At 43.2% G+C, this 21,995-nt stretch carries 21 protein-coding genes; all 21 read right to left on the bottom strand.

The window, feature by feature from the left end; translation table 11 throughout:
* Nucleotides 1-157: 157 nt before the first annotated feature.
* Complete coding sequence (recA, locus tag NSQ12_RS09365; RefSeq protein WP_003245789.1) at nucleotides 158-1,204, bottom strand: recombinase RecA; 1,047 nt, start codon at nucleotides 1,202-1,204, stop codon at nucleotides 158-160.
* Nucleotides 1,205-1,376: 172 nt separating this feature from the next.
* Nucleotides 1,377-2,627 carry a competence/damage-inducible protein A gene (locus NSQ12_RS09360; RefSeq protein ID WP_003231847.1) on the bottom strand — a complete coding sequence of 417 codons (1,251 nt, stop codon included), beginning with the start codon at nucleotides 2,625-2,627 and terminating at the stop codon, nucleotides 1,377-1,379.
* A 17-nt stretch (nucleotides 2,628-2,644) separates the two neighbouring features.
* Nucleotides 2,645-3,226 (bottom strand): CDP-diacylglycerol--glycerol-3-phosphate 3-phosphatidyltransferase, encoded by a 582-nt coding sequence (gene pgsA, locus NSQ12_RS09355; RefSeq protein ID WP_003244753.1) that lies wholly within the window; start codon nucleotides 3,224-3,226, stop codon nucleotides 2,645-2,647.
* A gap of 49 nt (nucleotides 3,227-3,275) precedes the next feature.
* Nucleotides 3,276-4,142, bottom strand: a complete 867-nt coding sequence (gene rodZ, locus NSQ12_RS09350; RefSeq protein WP_010886511.1) for a cell shape determination protein RodZ — start codon at nucleotides 4,140-4,142, stop codon at nucleotides 3,276-3,278.
* Nucleotides 4,143-4,208: 66 nt separating this feature from the next.
* Nucleotides 4,209-5,000, bottom strand: coding sequence for a YmfK family protein (locus NSQ12_RS09345; RefSeq protein ID WP_003220998.1), 792 nt, complete (start codon nucleotides 4,998-5,000; stop codon nucleotides 4,209-4,211).
* A 129-nt stretch (nucleotides 5,001-5,129) separates the two neighbouring features.
* Nucleotides 5,130-5,387 (bottom strand): DUF3243 domain-containing protein, encoded by a 258-nt coding sequence (locus tag NSQ12_RS09340; protein WP_003245199.1) that lies wholly within the window; start codon nucleotides 5,385-5,387, stop codon nucleotides 5,130-5,132.
* An 80-nt stretch (nucleotides 5,388-5,467) separates the two neighbouring features.
* A complete protein-coding gene (gene efpI, locus NSQ12_RS09335) occupies nucleotides 5,468-6,196 on the bottom strand; it encodes an EF-P-5 aminopentanone reductase (protein ID WP_015715897.1) in 729 nt (242 codons plus the stop codon).
* Between the two features lie 54 nt (nucleotides 6,197-6,250).
* On the bottom strand, nucleotides 6,251-7,537 hold the full coding sequence (locus tag NSQ12_RS09330) for a pitrilysin family protein (protein WP_003231858.1): 1,287 nt from the start codon (nucleotides 7,535-7,537) through the stop codon (nucleotides 6,251-6,253).
* On the bottom strand, nucleotides 7,534-8,814 hold the full coding sequence (locus tag NSQ12_RS09325; RefSeq protein ID WP_015715896.1) for a pitrilysin family protein: 1,281 nt from the start codon (nucleotides 8,812-8,814) through the stop codon (nucleotides 7,534-7,536). Before NSQ12_RS09325 ends, NSQ12_RS09330 begins: the two co-directional genes overlap by 4 nt.
* A gap of 179 nt (nucleotides 8,815-8,993) precedes the next feature.
* Nucleotides 8,994-10,205 carry a bacillibactin exporter BcbE gene (gene bcbE, locus NSQ12_RS09320; protein ID WP_031600514.1) on the bottom strand — a complete coding sequence of 404 codons (1,212 nt, stop codon included), beginning with the start codon at nucleotides 10,203-10,205 and terminating at the stop codon, nucleotides 8,994-8,996.
* 138 nt (nucleotides 10,206-10,343) lie between these two features.
* On the bottom strand, nucleotides 10,344-11,069 hold the full coding sequence (locus tag NSQ12_RS09315; RefSeq protein ID WP_003245732.1) for a GntR family transcriptional regulator: 726 nt from the start codon (nucleotides 11,067-11,069) through the stop codon (nucleotides 10,344-10,346).
* Between the two features lie 143 nt (nucleotides 11,070-11,212).
* Nucleotides 11,213-13,576: a DNA translocase SpoIIIE gene (gene spoIIIE / locus NSQ12_RS09310; protein ID WP_015252077.1), complete on the bottom strand. Its 2,364-nt coding sequence runs from the start codon at nucleotides 13,574-13,576 to the stop codon at nucleotides 11,213-11,215.
* Nucleotides 13,577-13,706: 130 nt separating this feature from the next.
* Nucleotides 13,707-13,919, bottom strand: coding sequence for a TepA modulator TepJ (gene tepJ / locus NSQ12_RS09305; RefSeq protein ID WP_160221592.1), 213 nt, complete (start codon nucleotides 13,917-13,919; stop codon nucleotides 13,707-13,709).
* The gene (gene tepA / locus NSQ12_RS09300; RefSeq protein WP_003245712.1) at nucleotides 13,916-14,653 is read right to left on the bottom strand and encodes a translocation-enhancing protein TepA; all 738 of its coding nucleotides are present in this window, start codon (nucleotides 14,651-14,653) and stop codon (nucleotides 13,916-13,918) included. The genes tepJ and tepA overlap by 4 nt, the downstream gene beginning before the upstream one ends.
* Nucleotides 14,654-14,768: 115 nt before the next feature.
* The gene (rnjB, locus tag NSQ12_RS09295; protein ID WP_003231875.1) at nucleotides 14,769-16,436 is read right to left on the bottom strand and encodes a ribonuclease J2; all 1,668 of its coding nucleotides are present in this window, start codon (nucleotides 16,434-16,436) and stop codon (nucleotides 14,769-14,771) included.
* A gap of 177 nt (nucleotides 16,437-16,613) precedes the next feature.
* Nucleotides 16,614-17,486, bottom strand: a complete 873-nt coding sequence (gene dapA / locus NSQ12_RS09290; RefSeq protein WP_003245816.1) for a 4-hydroxy-tetrahydrodipicolinate synthase — start codon at nucleotides 17,484-17,486, stop codon at nucleotides 16,614-16,616.
* 30 nt (nucleotides 17,487-17,516) lie between these two features.
* Nucleotides 17,517-18,731: an aspartate kinase gene (gene dapG, locus NSQ12_RS09285; RefSeq protein ID WP_015483233.1), complete on the bottom strand. Its 1,215-nt coding sequence runs from the start codon at nucleotides 18,729-18,731 to the stop codon at nucleotides 17,517-17,519.
* Nucleotides 18,732-18,822: 91 nt separating this feature from the next.
* Nucleotides 18,823-19,863, bottom strand: a complete 1,041-nt coding sequence (gene asd, locus NSQ12_RS09280) for an aspartate-semialdehyde dehydrogenase (RefSeq protein ID WP_003244674.1) — start codon at nucleotides 19,861-19,863, stop codon at nucleotides 18,823-18,825.
* A 125-nt stretch (nucleotides 19,864-19,988) separates the two neighbouring features.
* On the bottom strand, nucleotides 19,989-20,591 hold the full coding sequence (gene dpaB, locus NSQ12_RS09275) for a dipicolinate synthase subunit B (protein ID WP_003244650.1): 603 nt from the start codon (nucleotides 20,589-20,591) through the stop codon (nucleotides 19,989-19,991).
* Nucleotides 20,592-20,593: 2 nt separating this feature from the next.
* Nucleotides 20,594-21,487, bottom strand: coding sequence for a dipicolinic acid synthetase subunit A (gene dpaA, locus NSQ12_RS09270; protein ID WP_003231888.1), 894 nt, complete (start codon nucleotides 21,485-21,487; stop codon nucleotides 20,594-20,596).
* A gap of 185 nt (nucleotides 21,488-21,672) precedes the next feature.
* Nucleotides 21,673-21,930 carry a YlmC/YmxH family sporulation protein gene (locus NSQ12_RS09265; protein WP_003231890.1) on the bottom strand — a complete coding sequence of 86 codons (258 nt, stop codon included), beginning with the start codon at nucleotides 21,928-21,930 and terminating at the stop codon, nucleotides 21,673-21,675.
* Between the last annotated feature and the right edge of the window lie 65 nt (nucleotides 21,931-21,995).

The following is a 21,995-nucleotide window of genomic DNA, read 5'->3' as shown; positions in this document are numbered from 1 at the left end:
CTCCCAAAATAAATTCCATTTTGCACACGTTTTGTTAGACGAATAAAGCCCTAAAAAAGTTGTCAAAAAAAGCAATATTTTTATCATTTTTTTGCAAAATACAAAAAAGCTGAGTTTTTCACTCAGCCTTTTGTATCATTTGAAACTTATTTTATTTTTATTCTTCAAATTCGAGTTCTTCTTGTGTCTCTTCAGCTTGCTGCTGCACTACTCCGTTATTATCCAAGCCGTAATGTTCGCGAATTTGCTCCTGGATCATCAGCATGATATCTTTATTTTCTTTCAGGAATTGTTTTGCATTTTCACGGCCTTGGCCAAGACGCTCTTCTTCATAAGAGTACCATGAACCGCTTTTTTGCACGATATCAAGTTCAGTTCCTAGATCAATGATTTCGCCTTCTTTTGAAATGCCTTCTCCGTACATAATGTCAACCTCGGCTGTACGGAACGGCGGAGCCACCTTGTTTTTCACGACTTTGATTTTCGTTTTGTTCCCCATTACGTCGTTGCCTTGTTTCAGCTGTTCAGCACGGCGCACTTCAAGACGCACGGAAGAGTAGAATTTCAACGCACGGCCTCCAGGAGTTGTTTCCGGGTTCCCGAACATAACGCCGACTTTTTCACGAATTTGGTTAATGAAAATCGCGATTGTCTTCGATTTGTTAATGGCCCCTGAAAGCTTACGAAGCGCTTGAGACATTAAGCGTGCTTGTAAACCGACATGAGAATCTCCCATGTCGCCTTCAATTTCCGCTTTCGGAACGAGAGCGGCTACAGAGTCGACAACGACAATGTCAACTGCCCCGCTTCGAACCAATGCTTCCGCAATTTCAAGCGCCTGCTCGCCTGTGTCAGGCTGAGACAGTAAAAGCTCTTCGATGTTAACACCGAGCTTTTGCGCGTATACCGGATCTAACGCATGCTCCGCATCGATAAACGCGGCTTGTCCGCCCTGCTGCTGAACTTCAGCAATCGCATGAAGCGCCACAGTTGTTTTACCTGAGCTTTCAGGACCGTATACTTCAATAATCCGTCCGCGAGGATATCCGCCAATTCCCAGTGCTGTATCAAGGGCTAGGGAGCCGCTTGGGACAGTAGAAATTCTTGTATCTGTCTTTTCTCCCAGTTTCATAATGGAACCTTTGCCGAACTGTTTTTCTATTTGTTTAAGAGCCATATCTAAGGCTGCCTGACGATCACTCATTCTATTTTTTCCTCCTTTATGTTACCACTACATATACTATACCCTGTTTGAAGGGATTTGCCAAGAAAAAAGCGAACGCATATTCGGATTTTTTCTTAGCGTGATTCCTATCAAAATATCATAATGTATCAGAGAAATCATGTTTTCTTAGGAGGATAATGTGCTGAAAATATTATTTTTGCTCTAAAAGCTTTAAGATTAAATGGCAGCCGTATTTAGCGCCGCGTTTTCTGATCCCCGTTCTGGAGCCCGCAAAGTGAAACTCGTGAACCTCTTCTTTACCGTTTGCGGAAATGCCGATAAACACATGCCCAGGCTCATGCCCTTCTTGAGCATCAGGTCCTGCTACACCAGTAAAGCTAATGCCGATATCGCTGCCAGTGAGTTTTTGAACACCCTTAGCCAGTTCTGATGCGCATTCCTTGCTGACCGCCCCAAAACGATCTAATGTTTCCTTCTTGACACCAAGCACATTCTGCTTCACGTCGTTTGTATAGCAAACAACGCCCCCGGCAAATAATTTTGAGGCACCGCTATGATCCGTCAGCCATTCAGAAAACAGCCCTCCGGTAAAGCTTTCTGCCGCAGAAATTGTAATGCCTTTTTCCTTACACGCTATAGATAGCTCTTTTACAAGAGAAGTATCATCGTAACCATAGAAAAATTCACCGACACGCTCTAAGATAACGGCCTCTGTTTCTTTTAACAGACGCTCTGTTTCCTTTTCATCGGCGTGTTTGGCTGTCAGACGCAGCGTCACCTCTCCATCAGCCGCCAAAGGCGCAATTGTCGGATTGGTTTGTGCATCAATAATATCTTCCAAATCGGCTTCAAGCTGAGATTCACCGATACCGAAAAAGCGAAGAACAGTTGACACAATTTTTTCATTTGAACCCATCTTTTTCAGCAGAAGAGGCTTTGCCTCGTTTTCAAACATTGGACGCAATTCGCTCGGCGGTCCAGGAAGAAGCATATAATAGCGCGATTCATGCTCTGTGAGCATTCCCGGGGCCATTCCAAAGTGATTCGCCAGCACGTCAGAGCCTTCGATCACAAGCGCCTGTTTTCGGTTATTAGGTGACATCGTGCGTTTTGTTCGTTTGAAATAGTCCTCAATGGATTGGAATGCCTCATCATTTAACACAAGCGGACGTCCCAGCGTATTTGCAATCGTTTCTTTCGTCAGATCATCTTTTGTGGGTCCAAGCCCTCCTGAAAAAATAATGAAGTCAGAGCGTTCTTCAGCAATGCGGATGACCTGCTTCAGCCGCTCCGGGTTATCTCCGACCGCTGTATGATAAAATACGTTGACCCCGATTTCAGCGAGCTGTTTGCTGATAAATTGAGCATTTGTATTGGCGATTTGGCCAAGCAGCAGCTCTGAACCGACTGCAATTATTTCTGCTTTTTTTGGAAATTCCATGACGAAGTCCTTCTTTCTTAGTTAGATGTTTTTAACGCTTCCCAGTTTTTAGAGAAATATTCCCAGCCTGAAACGACAGTAAAGAAGACGGCTACCCACAGCGCCAAGTCCGCAAACGGGAATGACACAAGTTCAAATGGAAGATTATGAAGAAGCAATGCGGATACCGCAATAATCTGTGCCCAGGTTTTGATTTTACCAAGCATGTTAGCAGCTACGACTTCTCCTGTTCCGGCCAAAACAAGCCTTAAACCTGTCACGGCAAACTCCCTGCTGATAATCACAATGACCATCCAAGCTGGAGCGAGATCAAATTGAACAAGGATAATTAACGCTGCGGATACGAGCAGTTTGTCCGCAAGCGGATCAAGAAATTTCCCGAAGTTTGTTACGAGATTCAATTTTCGGGCATAATACCCGTCCACCCAGTCTGTTGTAGATGCAATAATAAATAGAATGGCCCCCGCCAAATGTGCGACCGGGATTGATTCGTCTCCAACTTCGAGCCTGCCCCAGTCAAACGGCGCCAGCATGATAATCATGAAGATTGGGATTAATGCGATTCTAGCTAGTGTGATTTTATTTGGTAAGTTAAACATAAAGCCCCTCCAATTTCATACTCGGACGTGAAGAAAAGTCATCTGATAATTAAGATGACTTTTCTTCCTTTTTATTTACAATCTTTATGGTTTGTGCCATCACTTTTTTCGGATCAAGTTCATATGAAAGAACCTTACCGTTGATTTTTATTTTCAGATTAGGTGCATATCCGGTGCGGATATCAACTTGTTTCTGATCAGTTATGTCTTTTTTATAGGTTTCGTCTTTTTTCAGCGTTCCTTCTTTTAAAGAGCTGCTGTTTTCATCGCGCACTCGAATCCACGAGCTGTCTGATGCCTTCAGTTCCAGCTCGATTTTATCAGCGCCGGACACTTCATAAGTCGTTAACGATCCTTCAGTGCCAGCAGCTTTAATCTCCAGCTTCTCACTGTCATTTTCTTTTTTCTTATCTTCGTTTTCTTTCGTTTCTTTTTTAGTGTCTGTCTCTTTTTCAGAGCTGTTATTTTGATTCTCTTTCAGCGTTGAATCTTTAGGGATTTCGTATTTGCTCTCACTTTGCGTAATTGCTTTTTCTGATGCCGCATTGTGATCATCACTGTTTTTGTGATTGGCAAATTGAATGATCGCGTACACAATGGCAATCACGACAATCACGCCGAGAATAACAAGTATTGTTGGCAGCAGCTCCAGCGCCTTAGATGCTGGCTTTGGCATTTCCTTTTGAAGATTCATGCCGGAGATCTTTTCAGACACATCATCATGATACGTATTAGGGATATCTTTTTTATGCTCCTCAAACAGCTGATCCGCATCAAGCCCAACGGCTTCTGCATATTGCTTGATGAATGCCCGAACATAAAACTTCCCCGGAATAATGTCATAGTTTCCTTCCTCCAAGGCGGTTAAATACCTTTTTTGAATCTTTGTTGCCGCTTGGAGATCATCCAATGACATTGCTTTTTCCTCTCTGGCTTCTTTGAGCCGGATTCCTAGTTCAGTCACAACAAACACCTTCCAATTTTAAAAATCAAAGCTTGAAAACCCGGATTGATCAAACATTTGGGGTTCCTCGGCATGTTCATATGTAATAACCTCATCAGGGTCATTTCTCAGTTCAATAATATAATCAAAGTCATCTAGTGTATACTCTGTATTTTGAACGAATATGTCCGGATGCTCCACCACTTTTGTTGCAGGCAGCCGCATGATTTCTCGGACCAGCTGGAGATGGCGTTCTGATCCTCTTCGTGTTGACACAATTCCGTCAACGATAAAGACATTTTCAGTGCTGTATTCATCGGCAATCAGCTGGCTTCTTATCGTCTGCTTCAGCAAGGTTGATGACACAAACAGCCACCTTTTGCTTGCACACACACTAGAGGCTACAATCGATTCCGTTTTCCCGACTCGTGGCATACCTCTGATTCCGATTAATTTATGGCCTTCTTTTTTGAACAATTCGGCCATAAAATCGACTAATAAGCCAAGCTCGTCCCGTTCAAAGCGGAACGTTTTCTTGTCATCGGCATCCCGTTGAATATAACGGCCGTGGCGTACGGCAAGACGGTCGCGAAGCCTCGGTTCTCTAAGCTTCGTTACTTTAATTGTTTCCATCGTTTTTAAGATTGATTCTAATCGTTTAATTTGATCTATATGGCGGCACCTGAGGAGCATTCCCCTTCTGGAAAGATCGACGCCGTTTATCGTTACGATGTTGATAGAAAGCATCCCAAGAAGAGATGAAATATCCCCGAGCAGTCCGGGGCGGTTCACTTGAATTTCATATTCAAAATACCATTCGAGCTTTGCCAAATGATATACCCCCTTCATTGTGGCAAAATTTTACCTTCCTTTATCATAAAGCATTTTTCTCTAATTAGAAAGAAGAATGTTGCTGTGATGAGGAAAACATAAAAAAGAGAGGAAAAATCCCCTCTCTTCCTAGTGAGTGCTGTTATTTTCAACAAGCTTAACCATCATATTGGCAATGGCGTGCTGTTCATCTTTTGATGCTACACTCCAAAGATCTGCCAGCACTTTTTCCTGCTCGTTCTTAGATTCCACTTCATTAGCCAAGTAGCTGCCGATTTCTGTCGCAAGATCTGTAATCGTATCCTGGCTCATACCTTTATCTTGCGCATAGTTTAGACGGTCGCCAAGGAAGTTTTTCCAGCTATCCCAGTTTTCTAATACTGACATGCTTGTTTCCTCCATTTCATGTGAAGTTACAAGATTATTGTGTCCTTCGCAAAAGAAACTATACACCGAATATTTTCGGATCAGCAGTGCCAGCCGCCATTCACCGACAGAATTTGGCCGGTGATATATGACGCTTTTTCAGACAGGAGAAAAGCTGTTGCATCCGCAATTTCTTGCGGCCGGGCCAGCCGGCCGATCGGAATCTCATCAGCGATCTCTTCTTTTTCAGCCGGGGTAAATTGATTCATCATATTTGTATCAACTGCACCTGGCGCTACTGCGTTTACCCTGATTCCGCTTGGCGCCAGCTCCTTAGCCAATCCTTTTACAAACGAATGCTGAGCTCCTTTTGCCATGCTGTACAGCACTTCACAGGATGCCCCAGTCTCTCCCCAAATCGAGCTGACAGCCACAATCGCTCCCGATTTATTCCGAATCATGCCTGGCAGAAGGTTTCTCGTCAGCATATACGGACTCGCTACATGAAGCTGAACCATTTCCTGAACCGTTGCGTTATCTACATCCGTAATCAGCCCAAAATGGCTTCGTCCGCTGTTTAAAACAATCGCATCAACCGGCTGAACAATTGAACTTGTCAGCTTATCTGCTCCATCTTGCGCGGACAGATCAGCTTGTAATATCTCCGTATTTACGCCAAACATCTGACTTAGTTTTTCAGCAAGCTCCGCTGCCGCATTTTGATTTGTATTGTAATGCAGCAGCAGATTGTACCCCTTAGCCGCAAGGGTTTCGCTGATGCTTTTGCCAATGCCGCCGCTTGCTCCGGTGATTAGTGCTGTTTTGTTCATTCTCTTTCCTTCTTTCCGCAGAAAAACACCCCTCACACTGGAGGGATGTTTTGTTTATGATTTAGGAACAACCTTGCAGACAGTCAGCCTGTCTGCAGCGATTTCCTCTTGTATTACGTTCTGGACATCCTCGAGGGTAATCTGCTCGAGTACCGTTACAACGTCAAACAGGCTCATATCCAAGAACGCATAACGGGTAAATTGATTGGCGATGTATTCAGGGGAATTCAGCGCTTTTAAGAATGTGCCGATCTTTTTCTTTCTGGCAAGTTCAATCTTTTCAGCAGTAATCAGTTCACCGGCGCGCAAAAGCATGCTTGAAATGTCTTCAGCTAATTGATCAGGCTCAGGCGTATCTCCGCCGATCGCCGCAAAACCGAACCCATATTCAGCAGTAAAATCAAAGCTAAACGTTTCGTCAATATATCCTTTTTCATAAAGTGATTCATACTGGGCAGAGCTTTTGCCAAAAAGAGCTTCAAGCAATAAGTTCATTGAAAGTTCATGCTTTAAGAGCTCTTTGCCTAATTTAAACGGATTTTTGGATTTCAGCCCAACAAGGCATTTCGGTCCCTGCACGTTCATTTTGATCTCTTTTTCTTTTCGGAAAACCGCTTCTTGCTCTTTCACTTCTTTCCGTTTGATCTCCGGCTGATCAGTATACGGCTTTTTCCCCTGGTTTTCTCTTACCTGAGAAATAATCGCTTCAGGATCTACAGGGCCGACAATGAAAAGGAGCATGTTACTCGGGTGATAAAACGTTTCATAGCATTCATAAAGAAGGTCTTTTGTAATATGTGAAATGCTTTCCACTGTTCCCGCTATGTCAATTCTGACAGGATGCTCTTTGTACATGTTTTCAATGACCCCGAAGTAAAGCCTCCAATCAGGGTTATCGTCGTACATATTAATCTCCTGCCCGATAATCCCTTTTTCCTTTTCAACCGTTTTTTCAGTAAAATATGGGTCCTGTACGAAATCGATAAGCGTCTCTAAATTGCGTTCAACATTTGATGTGCTTGAGAAAAGGTAAGCTGTTCTTGTAAATGACGTAAACGCATTGGCAGAAGCCCCCTGTTTGCTGAAATCTTGAAAAACGTCTCCGTCCGCTTTTTCAAACAGCTTGTGCTCAAGAAAGTGAGCAATCCCGTCCGGCACGTGAACCATCTCGTTTTTACCTAAAGGGACAAACCGGTTATCTATCGAGCCGTACTTTGTTGTAAAGACTGCATATGTCTTGTTGAAGCCTTTTTTCGGCAAAACGTAAACATCAAGGCCGTTGGACATTTTTTCATGATACAGCGTCTCCTGAAGCTGTTCATATTCGATTGGTTTGATCAAGATGCACCCTCCGTCCCTTTTAAGAAATAAGTCGTATCAAGCTGAATCTTTTCGCCGGCTTTAATGATATCCTCTTTTGTGACATTCTCAATATTGGCAAGAAAGTCTTCGATAGGAATCTCGACTTGAGCAGCAGCCTGCTGATATAAAAATTCAGATAAACCGTATGCTGTATCAATCGTTTCCAGCACTTGATTTCGAATGACGGCCTTTGTCTGTGCTATATCCTGCTCACTGAAATCGCCATTTTTCATTGCCTGGAATTGCTCAGCAATAATCGAAACCGCCTGTTCAAAATTTTTCACTTCAATGCCTGACATCACCATTAACAAGCCTTTAAAACTTTCTATACGCGAAGCCGCGTAGTAAGCAAGACTGGCTTTTTCCCGAACATTAATGAAAAGTTTAGAATGAGAGAATCCGCCGAACAATCCGTTAAACACTTGTAAAGCAGGATAATCCTGATCTGTATAAGTGATGCTGGTGCGGTAGCCGATATTCAGTTTTCCTTGCTTGACATCCTCTTCATCAATTACTTCTTTTGGCTGAACTTTTTCATCAGCGTGATTGTTTTCAATCGTGCCAAGAGTTCGCTCTTCTGTTTTGAAATACTTATCAATTGCCGAATGTACCTGGTTACTGTCCACATCGCCAACTACATATAAATCAAGCTGGTCTTTTTGGATAGCGCTTTGGTATGTTTCGTATAATTGCTCTGCCGTAATGTCATCGACATCGTCGATTTCACCATTGACATGAAGCGCGTAAGGCTCATTTTTGCACATTTCCTGTATCAGCCTTAAATTCGAATAGCGCATTTTATCATCATAGACGGCTTGGATTCTTTGCTTAAGCGTCCGTTTTTCTTGAGCCACATATTGTGACTGAAAAGCGTCTCCCTCCAAAGCAGGTGAAAAGACGATTTCTGCGAGAAGCTGGAGCCCTTTCTCAAGTAGCGGCGTTTGGTCTTTTAAATATTTTTCATTCGGAATTTCAAGCCTGAACGTAATGACGTGCCGCTCTCCTTTTTTCGTAAGGTCAGCCGATACTGACGTGCCGTACAGCTCATCCAGGTATGAACGCAATTCTGCGGTTTTCGGATGGCTTTTCGTTCCGCGAAGAAGCACATGCGGGAGCAGCGCTCTTTTGGTGACTTGATCCTTTGTCAGCGGCGCAAGCATCTTAAAAATAAGCGAGACGGTTTTGAATTTTTCTGTTTTTACAATGTGTGCGGTTAAACCGCCGTGCTTTGATTTGAGTTCATTAACATATGACATATGGAACCTCCTTCGTTCATTTCTTAATTAGTATGTATTATGACCAATTTTCAGCATCCGCAGAAACACTCTTTCATGTAATTATAGCAACTGTAGGATTTATAAGGAAACAATAACCTCCGCATGCTGTATAGGTACAGTTGTAAACTGTGCAAGGAAGCGCAAAAAAAGACGGCTGGCTAGACCGTCCCTAAGTTTTTTTCTTCTTCTTCACTTTTTTTAGCATCTACAGTAAAGAGCACTAAAAATAAAGAAACGATGCTGCAAAACGCCGAGAGTATGAAAATAATCCAGTTTGCATTAGACATTAATGCAGCAAAAACAGGTGGACCGAGAGCTACTCCTATAAAGCGCATGCTATTGTAAAAGGAGGAAATGGTTCCGCATTGTTCACTTTCAATCCCTTCGGTTATCAATGCATCTAAAGCAGGAAGAGCCATTCCAATCCCAATCCCGCCAAAGCTTAAAAAGACAAATAAAAAATAAAAACTGTGGTTCCACCACAAGGCAATAAACGAAAGGGTTAACAGAATCATTCCTGTAACAACGCAAAATTTCATTCGGCCTTTATCTTTACCGATCTTTTTGCCAGCTATAAAAGAACTGGTTGACAAAAACAAAAGTGGGATTGCCAGTAATCCGCCTTTAGCTACTCCGTCAATAGCATACTTGTTCTCCAGCGTATCTGATAAATAAAATAATACGCCAAATAACAAAAACATAATGACACACCCGATAATGAAGACCGTATAAAGCCAGCGACCATCCTGTTTAAAAATTTTCTTCACACTCTTAATAAACTCAGAAACAGCAGGCGCATCTTCATCTTCTTCAGGCTTGGCCACCAAAAACAATACGAGCAAAAAGCTGATCAAACAGAAAAACGGAATAAACCAAAATGGTACAAACCAATACCAAGAAGCCAGTAAGGCTCCAAGTATGGGACTCAGTACCTTCCCTGACGTGTTGGCGGTTTCAATATCGCCAAGACCGGCGCTGACCTTTTCATCGTCTCCTTTAAACAGGTCGCCGATAAACGGCATGACAATCGGAGCGGCACCTGCAGAACCGATGCCTTGAAGAACCCGCCCCGCCAAGATCATAGCATAAGGATTTTTCATATAGGTCGAGGCAAAAGCAGCTACCGCTCCCCCCAATCCTGCAATAAGGAGGCATGGAAGCAATATTTTTTTTCTCCCAAAACGATCCGACAAATATCCGGCAATCGGAATGCAAATAATTGCTACTACTGAATATACAGTAATGATTAAAGATACTTGAAATGAAGTCACAGACAGCTTTTTCTCCATCATCGGAAGAACAGGAATCAGCATGGAGTTCCCGAGTGTCATCACAAGCGGGACAGAAGACAATGCAATAATATTTTTCATTCCATTTTTCTCTCTCAACATTTTCACCCATTCACTTTCTTGTCATCCCTTATATATTGCGTTAACCGGAATGAAAGTATGTACAAAGAAACATGAATCAGTGCAAATAAAAAAACAGACACATACAGGCGTCCGTTTTTAGAATCGTTTACGCAAAACATGAAATCTGAATTTATCTGCTCTAAAATAATTTAAAGAATAAAGCACCGGTTTATCGTGCTGATCGTAATGGGTTTGTTTTAACAGCAAAAGGGCTGTTTCAGGATCGCATTCAAGCACTGGAGAAATGGTATCGTGATAGCCGATCGGTTCTATATCAGTTACTGCATAGCTGATTACGGAGCCTGAATTTTTCTCAAGAAGGTCAAACATAGATTCTTGCTGATGAGAAAAAGAATTCGGCAAAATATTCATCGGAATTTTGTCTATACAATACACAATCGGCTGTCCGTCAGCTGTCCTGACTCGTTCAAGGTAAAAAAGTTCTTGCCCTTCTGCCAAATGAAATCTCTTCGTATCATCTTCAGACGGCATAAGCACTTGTGATGATAGAAAAATCGTGCCAGGGGTCATATTCGCCTGTTCTATCATCTTGGTTACACTGTTCAGCTGTTCAATGCCCGAAAGAAATAACGGCTTAGAATGGACAAAAGTGCCTACACCATGCCTTCTGATAATCACATGCTCTTCTTCCAGTATCCGCAAGGCTTCTCTTAGCGTCGCTCTGCTGACACCAAGCTTTTTGGAAAGCTCAAATTCAGAAGGCAGCTTTTCCTTCTCAGTGTAGATCCCATTTTTTATATCCTCTTTAATTCGTTCAATTACTTTCAAATACAAGTGCCGATTATCAGCTTTTGTAGACATGTTTCCCCTCCGTAAACCACTTTCGATAAAAATTATTGAACAATTGGGACAACTATATCATGTTTTGTCGAAAAAATAAATAGAAAGGTGATCAGTTTACATAATGTTATTATTGACAACTATAGAAAGCGGAACTCCCTTCATTAAGAAGAGAGCTCATCATATTTCTCTTTTGATAATAATACTTCCCTAGGTTTGCTGCCTTCATACGGTCCGACAACACCGCGTTCCTCCATTGCGTCAATCAGGCGCGCCGCTCTCGTATAGCCGATTCTGAATCTTCTTTGCAGCATTGAAACAGATGCCGTCTGCATGCCGACGATTAATTCAACAGCTTCATCATAAAGTTCATCAGTAACCTCGGAATGAGTTTCCGTCGTCTCCTCAGGAATCATTTCTTCTTGATATTGCGCTTTCTGCTGTGTAATCACATGGTCGACGACCTTCTCCACTTCGTCATCCGACAAAAATGCTCCCTGCACACGGACAGGTTTGTTAGCCCCTACAGGTAAAAACAGCATATCGCCGCGGCCAAGAAGCTTCTCAGCGCCACCCATGTCAAGAATGGTCCTTGAATCCGTCTGTGAAGATACGCTGAACGCGATTCGTGACGGAATGTTCGCTTTGATCACCCCTGTGATAACATCCACCGATGGCCGCTGTGTCGCAATAATAAGATGGATGCCGGCAGCCCGCGCCATTTGGGACAATCTCGTAATCGAATCTTCCACATCAGATGAAGCGACCATCATGAGATCGGCTAGCTCGTCCACAATGACAACAATATAAGGCAGCTCTGGCTGTTTCGCTCCTTCTTCATTGTTGGCGCGTTTTATATAATCATTGTATCCTTCAATATTTCTTGTACCCGTATGAGAAAATAATTCGTACCGCCGCTCCATTTCATTGACAACCTTTTTCAAAGCCTGCGACGCTTTTTTCGGATCGGTTACAACAGGAGCAAGCAAATGCGGAATCCCGTTGTAGACATTTAGCTCTACCATTTTAGGATCGATCATCATCATTTTCACTTCATGCGGTTTCGCCCGCATTAAAATACTTGTAATAATGCCGTTGACACAGACACTTTTCCCGCTACCGGTTGCGCCTGCGACCAAAAGGTGGGGCATCTTGTTTAACTCAGCCAATACAGCTTCACCTGAAATATTGCGGCCGAGTCCAATTAACAGCTTCGCATCCGGTCTGTCATTCAATTTAGACTCCAGCACTTCTTTCAGCGAAACCATTGCCACTTCTGCGTTTGGAACTTCAATTCCGATTGCTGATTTGCCTGGTATAGGCGCTTCGATCCTGATATCCTTCGCAGCAAGCGCAAGCGCTAAATCATCGCTTAAATTGACAATTTTGCTAACCTTCACTCCGACATCAGGATATACTTCATATTTTGTTACGGCCGGTCCGAGATGAACCTGTGTGACTTTCGCCTTTACGCCAAAGCTTTGGAATGTGCGTTCAAGCTTTCTCGCATTTTCATAAATATTCTTTTTATCAGCCTGCTGGCCGGTATGCTTCGGATCTGCCAGCAAATCCAGTGACGGCATCTCGTAATCCTTATTTTCGAGCTCTGTAAAGGTCATAGGAGGAGCAGAAACAGTTTCCTGATCACCTGTCTCCGGTTGGATGTCCTGAAGCGGCTTCGACACAGGTTCGGCGCGCTTTTCTATAACTGGAGACTCTTCCTCTTCATTACGATCAGAAAAGCTTGAGATAATCGGCTCTGAATGAATAAGAGGCGATACTGTTTCATAATCCCCCTCTTCATCAGGAGGCTCCGGTTCCATTTGCTGTTTTTTGCGGGCCGGTTTTTGTTTTTTGCTCGGCGCTTTCGTTTTTTTCGATGACTGCATATTTGATTTGAAGGATTTCATATCATCAATAAATGCTAACCATTGTTCTTTTATAAAACGTCCAATCGGGCTCATCCACTTTTTTAGCGTTTCTTGCAGCGAGCGTCCAGTTACTAAAATCATTCCGATCAAAATCATGACAATTGCCATGATCTGAGAACCAGTCGACGCAAACAAAAAGTGTGAAGCCGCAAACAGCAGCGCACCGATCATCCCTCCGCCTAAATCAGGTGAAGCAGAGCTGCCATTCATGTCCATTAAAAACAATTCCCACGTATTGCGCACCACGCTTGCGGACTCAATAGACCCTTTGTGCGTCAAATTTTTAAATAGCTGCACGTGAGAAAGCAGCAATATGCTTGCGATGATACAGTACAACCCGGCCTTTCGTCTCGTTAAAAGGCTTGGGGTTCTTTTCTTCCAAAACAGTGAGACTCCTAACACCAATAAACCTAACAAGCATAAAATAAACCACTCTCCAGCAAAAAAGCGGAACAAATAGATAAACGTTTGCCCGACTACCCCCAGCTGCAAGATTGCGATAATTGAAATGGCTATACACAGCAATCCGTTGAGCTCGTATTTTATATTGAGCTGTTTCGCCTGTTTTTTTCTTGATTTTCGTTTTTTCTTTGCCACACTCATCACCTTACTGCGTTAAAAAATGTAAGTTCATACATAATGAAGAAAGCAGCCGTTTACAGGCTGCGTTTTTTCTGTAGGATTCCCCTATTATAGCATATTTTGCCCTTAAAAAAGGGTTGGATTCTTATACGTTTAATTTCAGCTTTTGTCCCGGTGAAATGTCCGGATGCAGAAAATGCATTGGATTGGTGCTCATGATTTGAATGACTTCCGCTTCATTCCCTTTCATTTCGACTAGAAGCGGTATACCTTTATATTCAATTTGCTCATGTGCGCTTGTCTCTTGGTTCTGTTCTGCAAACACAATTTCCTGCGGCATCACGGTATAAAGAATCATTGAATCATCCGTCCTTCTTCTTTCCTTGCTTCATCGATGAGCTCATTCAGTTTATTGATTGCCTGTCCGACACCGCCTGCGTGATCGATCAATCCGTATTTAACTGCATCCTTACCGACTACATTTGTTCCGATATCGCGTGTTAAGTTTCCTTTTGAAAACATTAGCTCTTTAAACTTCTCTTCGGTTATATTGGAATGGCTTGTCACAAATTTAACAACTCTTTCTTGCATCTTATCCAGGTATTCAAACGTTTGCGGCACCCCGATGACCAGCCCGGTGAGCCTAACTGGATGAATCGTCATCGTTGCTGTTTCGGCGATATAGCTGTAATCACAGGATACAGCAATCGGAACGCCGATTGAATGCCCCCCGCCAAGCACGATAGAAACGGTCGGTTTCGATAAAGATGCAAGCATTTCCGCTATGGCAAGACCAGCTTCAACATCTCCTCCGACAGTATTTAATATGATCAGCAAGCCTTCAATTTTGGGATTTTGTTCAATTGCCACAATCTGCGGGATGACATGTTCATATTTTGTTGTTTTGTTTTGCGGAGGAAGCTGAACATGGCCTTCAATTTGTCCGATAATGGTCAGACAATGAATATTTGTATCTTGGGGCAGCTGCGGAAGCGTCGTTTCACCAAGCTGCTGTATTTTATTCATAATGCTGTCCTTCGCATCATTTTTTTCAGGACGCTCTTCTTCTGTGTTTTCCATACGATGATCCATCTCGCTTTCATCCTTTCCGAGTTTCTCTTTGTATTATGAACAAAGATACTTCATTCAATCCCGGCTTGAAGGACAAAAAATAAAGACCGGAGCAGCTCCGGTCTTTAGTCAGTCATTATACTTCCATAATAATTGGGATGATCATCGGTTTACGTTTCGTTTTTTCATAAAGGAATTGGTTCAAAGCATCCCGCATTGCCTGCTTCAGCGTTGACCATTCGACATTTGATGTTTCAGTCGCTTCTGTCACGATGGACCGGACAAGCTCAGTAGCCTGTACGATAAGACCTTCAGACTCTCTTACATAAACAAAGCCGCGAGTGATAATTTCTGGTCCTGATACAAGATGTTTCTTTTGTTTATCAAGTGTAATGACAACGATTAAAATTCCGTCCTGTGAAAGCAAGCGGCGGTCTCTCAATACGATATTGCCGATATCACCGACACCTAAACCATCAATTAAAATATTGCCGTAAGGAACTTTATCCCCAATTTTTACGTTTTGGCCGCGGAATTCAACGACGTCTCCTTTTTCAATTAAGAAGATGTCACTGCGCTTCATGCCGGTTTCTTCAGCGATTTTTGAATGAGCTTTTTGCATTCTGTATTCGCCGTTTACAGGAATCAAATATTTTGGTTTAAGCAGGTTGATCATCAGCTTTAACTCTTCTTGTGAGCCGTGGCCTGATACATGAACACGCTTTTGGGCAAAGATGACTTGTGCACCGGCTCTCGCAAGAAGATCTACTGTTTTAGAGTAAATGAGTTCCTGCCCGGGAATCGGAGTTGACGCAATGACCACCGTATCCCCTTCTTCAATGTTCAGCTGTTTGTGAGCTTTGTTTGCCATTCTTGTCAAAGCAGCTAATGGTTCACCTTGGCTTCCGGCTGTAATAATGGCCACTTCGCGCTTCGGATATTTTTTGACATCCTGTACAGAAATAAACAATTCATCATCTGCTTCAATATATCCTAACTTTCTCGCCAGCTGCAGGACAGATTGAAGATTTTTTCCGGCTACGGCAATCTTTCTGCCATTTTGAGCCGCTGCATGAATGACTTGCTGAATCCGGTTAATATTGGATGCGAAAACAGCAATAATCACCCGGTTCTGTGAATTATACAGCGCATCCGAAATTTCTCCGCTGACAGCCGCTTCCGAAGGGGTGTAACCCGGCCGTTCCGCATTTGCACTGTCAGAAAGCAGAGCGAGCACGCCGCTATTGCCGATCTTGGCGATCTCGCCAATGTCGCACGTCTGATTAAGTGCAGGTGTTTGGTCAAATTTGAAGTCTCCCGTGCATACAATAGATCCAAGTGATGTTTTAAAGCTCACACCTACAGAATCAGGAATGCTGTGAATCGTTCTAAAGAACGATACCTTTGTTGATTCAAATGTAATGACAGATTTGGAGTGAATTTCTCTTAAATCAGTTTTTCGGTTATGTCCGTATTGTTTTAATTTCTCTCTTAACAGTGCAAGCGTCAATTTTGTTCCGTACACTGGAACGGACAGCTTGTTTAATAAGTAAAAAACGCCGCCGATATTTTCATCGTGCCCGTGCGTTAAAAAGATTGCCTTGACGCGGTCAGCCCGTTCAATCAAATATGATATGTCAGGAATCACTACATCAATACCGAGCATTTCGTTTTCTGGATGCATAAGGCCGGCATCAACGACAAATATGTCTGAGTCAATTTCAATGACATAAAGGTTCTTCCCAATCTCTCCGACACCGCCAAGGGCGATAATTCTAACGTTTTCTGTATTTTTCTTTTTCAAAATCTATATCCTCCTAGTCTCATACCCGTCCATCATCACTTGTTCCTATTATAACTGAAAGTAAATTTAGAAAACAAGATAAAGCAGAAGGTTTAGGGAAAACCAATATGTAAAAGAAACGGTCAAACTCAGCTGAATATGAGAATGACCGCGTTTGTTTCACTGTATGAAATTTTCTTACAGTTCGCTGATCGTGCTGCTTAAGCTCAGACGTTCATCCTCAGTTAACGGGACTAGAGGCAGACGCACAGAACCGACATCAAGACCTCTCAGCTGAAGCGCTGTTTTGACTGGAGCAGGATTAGGCGCTTTAAACAGTTCCTTCATAATCGGCAGCAGTTTCTGATGAATCAGTGCCGCATTAGCTGTTTGCCCATTCGTATAATTTTTGATCATTTGCTGCATATCAGTGCCTGCAATATGGCTCGCCACTGATACAACTCCTCTTCCTCCAACTGAAAGAATTGGAAGCGTCAGGGCATCATCCCCTGAATAGACATAGAAGTCTTCAGGTGTTTCAGCAATAATTTTTGTAATCGCTTCGAGGTCTCCGCTCGCTTCTTTAATCGCAACCACATTCGGAATGTCTGCCGCCAAACGGATCGTCGTTTCAGGAGCAAGAGAAGCAACCGTACGGCCAGGAACATTATAGAGCATAACCGGAAGAGATGTCTCTGCCGCAATTGCTTTAAAATGCTGGTACATTCCCTCTTGAGAAGGTTTATTGTAATACGGGGTAACAAGCATAACAGCGTCCACGCCCGCTTCCTCAGCTTTTTTTGTCAGCTTAATGGAATCTTTCGTGTTGTTGCTTCCAGTACCAGCGATAACGGGCACCCGTCCGTTTACTTCTTTTACTGTATATTCAAAAAGCGCAATTTTTTCTTCAGTTGAAAGGGTCGGAGATTCTCCAGTTGTTCCCGCTACTACTAAAGAATCCGTTCCGTTTTTCAACAAGTAATCAATCAGTGTAGACAGTTTTTGAAAGTCTACGTTCCCTTTATTGTCAAAGGGTGTAATCATCGCTGTAGACACATTTCCGAAATTCATTTTATTCACCTCATCATGATTCAATCACATTTACTTCGAAAGTTCAAACACTTCATGCAAAGCGTTTACAGCAGGAACCATATCCGCTTCATGGACGAGCACCCATATCGTCGTATGGCTGTCAGCCGACTGAAGGATCGGAATTTCTTTTTCTGAAAGAGCCGATACAATTTTGGACGTAACACCGGGAACACCCATAATGCCCGCGCCGACCGCCGATACCTTCGCGCAGTTTCTCGTCACCATTGGATCATAGCCCATATCCATTAAAATACGCTGAGCTGTTTCTGTTTTATTTCCGGCTACCGTATAGACGATTTCACTAGGTGTAATGTTAAAGAAATCGACACTGATTCCAGCGTTTGCCATAGCCTTGAACACTTCAGTCTGAACGTTATACTGGCCGATTTTCGCAGGCACTTTGAACTGCGTGACATCTTTGACATGGGCGATTCCCGTAATCAGCCTTTCAAAAACATCACTGCCGACCTTGGAAGAGTGATGTGATGTCACCAATGTACCTTTATCATTCGAATAAGTCGAACGGACGCGGATCGGAACCTTGGCCTGCATTGCGATTTCCACAGCACGCGGATGAATGACCTTGGCCCCCTGATACGCCAGGTTGCAGATTTCCGTATACGTCACAACAGGAAGCGGTTTTGCATTTTCCACCACTCTTGGGTCAGCAGTCATCACGCCTTCTACATCGGTGAAAATATCGATGTATTCCGCATCAACAGCTGCTCCGAGTGCGGCTGCAGACGTATCGCTGCCCCCTCTGCCGATTGTTGTTGTATCACCCTTTTCAGTTGCGCCCTGGAAGCCTGCGACGACTACCGCATCATGATTGGCGAGCACACTGAATAAACGCTCCGGTTTCATTTCAATGATTTTCGCATTGGTATGCTGATCATTCGTTAAAAAGCCAGCCTGAGCCCCTGTCAGCGCAGCTGCTTTCACACCGTTATCAAGCAGCATGCTTGTAAAGACGACAGAGGAAATAGTCTCTCCGCAAGATAAAAGCAAATCCTGCTCCCTAGGAGAAATCGCTGACTGATCGCCGTAAAGCAGCCCGAGCAAAGAATCTGTTGCATACGGGTCTCCTTTTCGGCCCATCGCTGAAACGACAACGACAACCTTATATCCTTCACTGATTGCTTCTTTAATATGCCCTAAAGCCAGTTTGCGGCCTTTATCATCTTTTACTGATGTTCCGCCGAACTTTTGAACAATTATCTTCACTGTTTTCACTCCAAATTATTCGGACGTAACAGAAGAGAGCAGGCTGATAGCGCCTTACTCTCTTCTATTCGTCTTTAGAAAATTCTCTCTTTTATACGAGGTTTAGTTTTTTCAGGCTTTCTGCAATTTGAACAGAGTTCCATGCCGCGCCTTTTAATAGGTTATCAGAAACAACCCATAAATGAAAACCGTTTGCTCTGTCCAAGTCTTTGCGGATGCGGCCTACAAACACATCGTTTTTGCCGACAGCATCAGCAGGCATCGGATAAAGCTGCTGGCTTGGATCATCCTGAAGTGTCACGCCCGGAGCTTCTTTCAATAGATTTTTAATATCTTCAACTGTAGCGTCATCACGGTCTATTTCGATGTAGACGGACTCTGAGTGCCCAGTTTGGATTGGCAGTCTCACACATGTAGCCGCTACTTGAAGGTCAGGCATGTGCATGATTTTTTTCGTTTCATTTATCATTTTCATTTCCTCAAACGTATAGCCGTTATCTTGGAATTTATCGATTTGCGGAATCGCGTTGAAGGCGATTTGATAGTGTTTTTTGTCACCTTTTACAGGCATGATCTCAGGCTCTATTTCTTCTTTATTTAAAATCGCCTGTGTTTGGCTGTAAAGCTCTTTTACAGCTTCATTACCCGCTCCTGATACTGCCTGGTAAGTTGATACGATGACCTTGTTTAAGCCATATGCTTTGCGGATCGGTTCAAGTGCCGCAACCATTTGGATTGTAGAGCAGTTTGGATTGGCAATAATGCCGTTGTGTTCATGCAAGTCTGCCTCATTCACTTCTGGCACAACAAGCGGTGTATTTTCATCCATGCGGAACGCACTCGTATTATCTATAACAATAGCGCCGCGTTTTACAGCTTCTGGTGCCAATGCTTGTGATACGCTTCCGCCGGCGCTGAACAAAGCAATATTTACCCCTTCAAAGCTCTCAGGAGAAGCTTCCTGAACAGTCAGCTCTTGGCCTTTAAACGTGACTTTTGTCCCCGCAGAGCGTTTTGAAGATAGCAATGTAAGTGTGTCCATTTCAAAGTTTCTGTCTTCAAGTGTTTTAAGCATTTGTTGTCCCACAGCCCCTGTCGCTCCGACAACAGCTACGTGTAAACCTCTTCCCATCTGTAAAACTCCTTCCGCCAATCAGCTTCATTGAATTGATTTGACTATGATTTTACGTTTTATTTTACCATAGAATATGCGGGTGATGACCGAATTTTTTAGTTTGGGAAAGATTTTCTGTAAATTTAGTCATTTCCCTGATAATTCTCAACTAGAATCGGCTGAAGCTGCTGGTGCATGAGTGCCTTTTCAATCGTTTGCGGAAGCAGATCCATTTTGGCTACCATTGAATTCGGTTTTTTAAATGGATCATCTTGCCCGAATGGAATAAAAAAGATATTTTTTGTTGACATGAGCCTCATTAAATTTGTTCCGTTTAAACCAAGAGCATCATTTGTCGAGATACCCAGAACGACAGGCCGATTGTTCCGGATTGTCGCTTTTGCCGCCATCAGCACCGGGCTGTCCGTCATGGCATTTGCCAGCTTGCTCATTGAATTGCCTGTTAAAGGCGCAATGACCATGCAGTCAAGGGGCAGCTTCGGCCCAAGAGGTTCTGCCTTTACAATCGAATCAATGGCCTCATATCCAGTCAGGTCTTCAATTTTTTTAACCCATTCTGCGCCCTCTCCAAATCGGGTATTTGTAGATTTTACATTAAATGTGACAACCGGACGGACTTCAGCTCCTTCGTTGACCAACTCCTCAATTTGCGGGAAAACCGCTTCATATGTGCAATGCGACCCGGTCAGCCCAAACCCGATTCTTTTTCCTTTTAATGACGACATCCTTATTTCCCCTCCTCAGCTTGTATTTCAGCCAAAAGCTTGCTCAAGACGTTTGCAAGGATTTGCCCAGCTGTTTTAGGAGCGACAATCCCTGGAAGCCCGGGAGCAAGAAGTGCTTTAATCCCTTGTTTCTCGGCATATTTAAAATCCGTTCCCCCGGGACGTGAGGCCAGATCCAATATTAAGGTTTTTGGTGTCATGCTAGAAAGTACCGTTTGATTTAAAATCATACTCGGTATGGTATTAATGCAAATATCTATATCTTTTACATGCTCTTTCAACTCATCGGTATGAAAAGGAACGAGCCCCATTTCAGTGATACGTGCCAGATGCGCTGAACTTCTTGCCCCCACTTTTACATTCGCCCCGAGCGCGGCAAATGTACGGGCAATCGTCATCCCGGTGCGCCCCAGACCGAGAACGGCCACCTGTGATCCGTGTATCGTATAATCCGTGTGCTGAATAGCCAGCATGATCGTTCCTTCTACTGTCGGAATAGAGTTGTATATCGCAATGTCATCCCGCTCAAACAGCTTAACAAGTTTTCTTTTTGCCTGAGCTGCAATGTTTTCTAAATAGGCGTTAGAAATTCCTGAGAAAATGACACAATGTGCAGGCGTTCTGTCAAGATGGTCCTGTTTTAACACAACTTCTTCATTCGAAAATACAGTCGATACGACACCTTCTCCTGTTGTCGCGGATACTGGAAGAATGATGCTGTCTATTTGCTGAAAAGGAATTTCATCAATATTGCATTTTACTGCCCCGGTAAAACCGTGATCCAATTGGTCAAAACCGACAAGATAGATGTCAGCCTGCTGTTCAGTGAGCTTTCTTATAATTTCGAGCTGTCTTGCGTCACCGCCGATAACTGCAATTTTCAATCCGGTTAACATTCTAAACGTTCACCTTCTTTGTATATACTGGATCTCTAGTTGTTAAGCTCCCCTTCATCTTATGATCAAAAGGAAATACCGGTGAATATAAAAGATGCGCTTTTTCCATATAAAAAAACATCGGCTCCGGCAGCCGATGTTTCAGATGTTTTCTTTAGAGCCCGCTTCACAGTCAATTGGGCTATTTACTCTTGTCGAGGAGGCATTTCCTCAGGTACATCTAATATAATCATATCTGAACCGATCTTTTGAATATGGTGCCATGGGACACGAATGTCATGACCTTGCTTTCTCAAACCAAACCACTTAACTGTGGGAATGAGGAGTGCTGTAATCTGTCCATCCTGTTCATTGATTTCCAAATCGGTCTGGCCGAGCACTCCGAGCCGTTCAGCTCTTTTGATGTCTACAATTTCCTTTCCTGATAATTCACTGAGCCGCATGTCTGTCACCCCCTTGTACTATGTATGATGAAAGGGATTAAAAAATGCCTGCTCCATTATGGAGC

It is taken from the genome of Bacillus sp. PS95, assembly GCF_037963565.1.
Taxonomy (GTDB): domain Bacteria; phylum Bacillota; class Bacilli; order Bacillales; family Bacillaceae; genus Bacillus; species Bacillus subtilis.
Note: the sequence above shows the minus strand (reverse complement) of the source record. Positions and strands in the feature narration are given on the sequence as shown.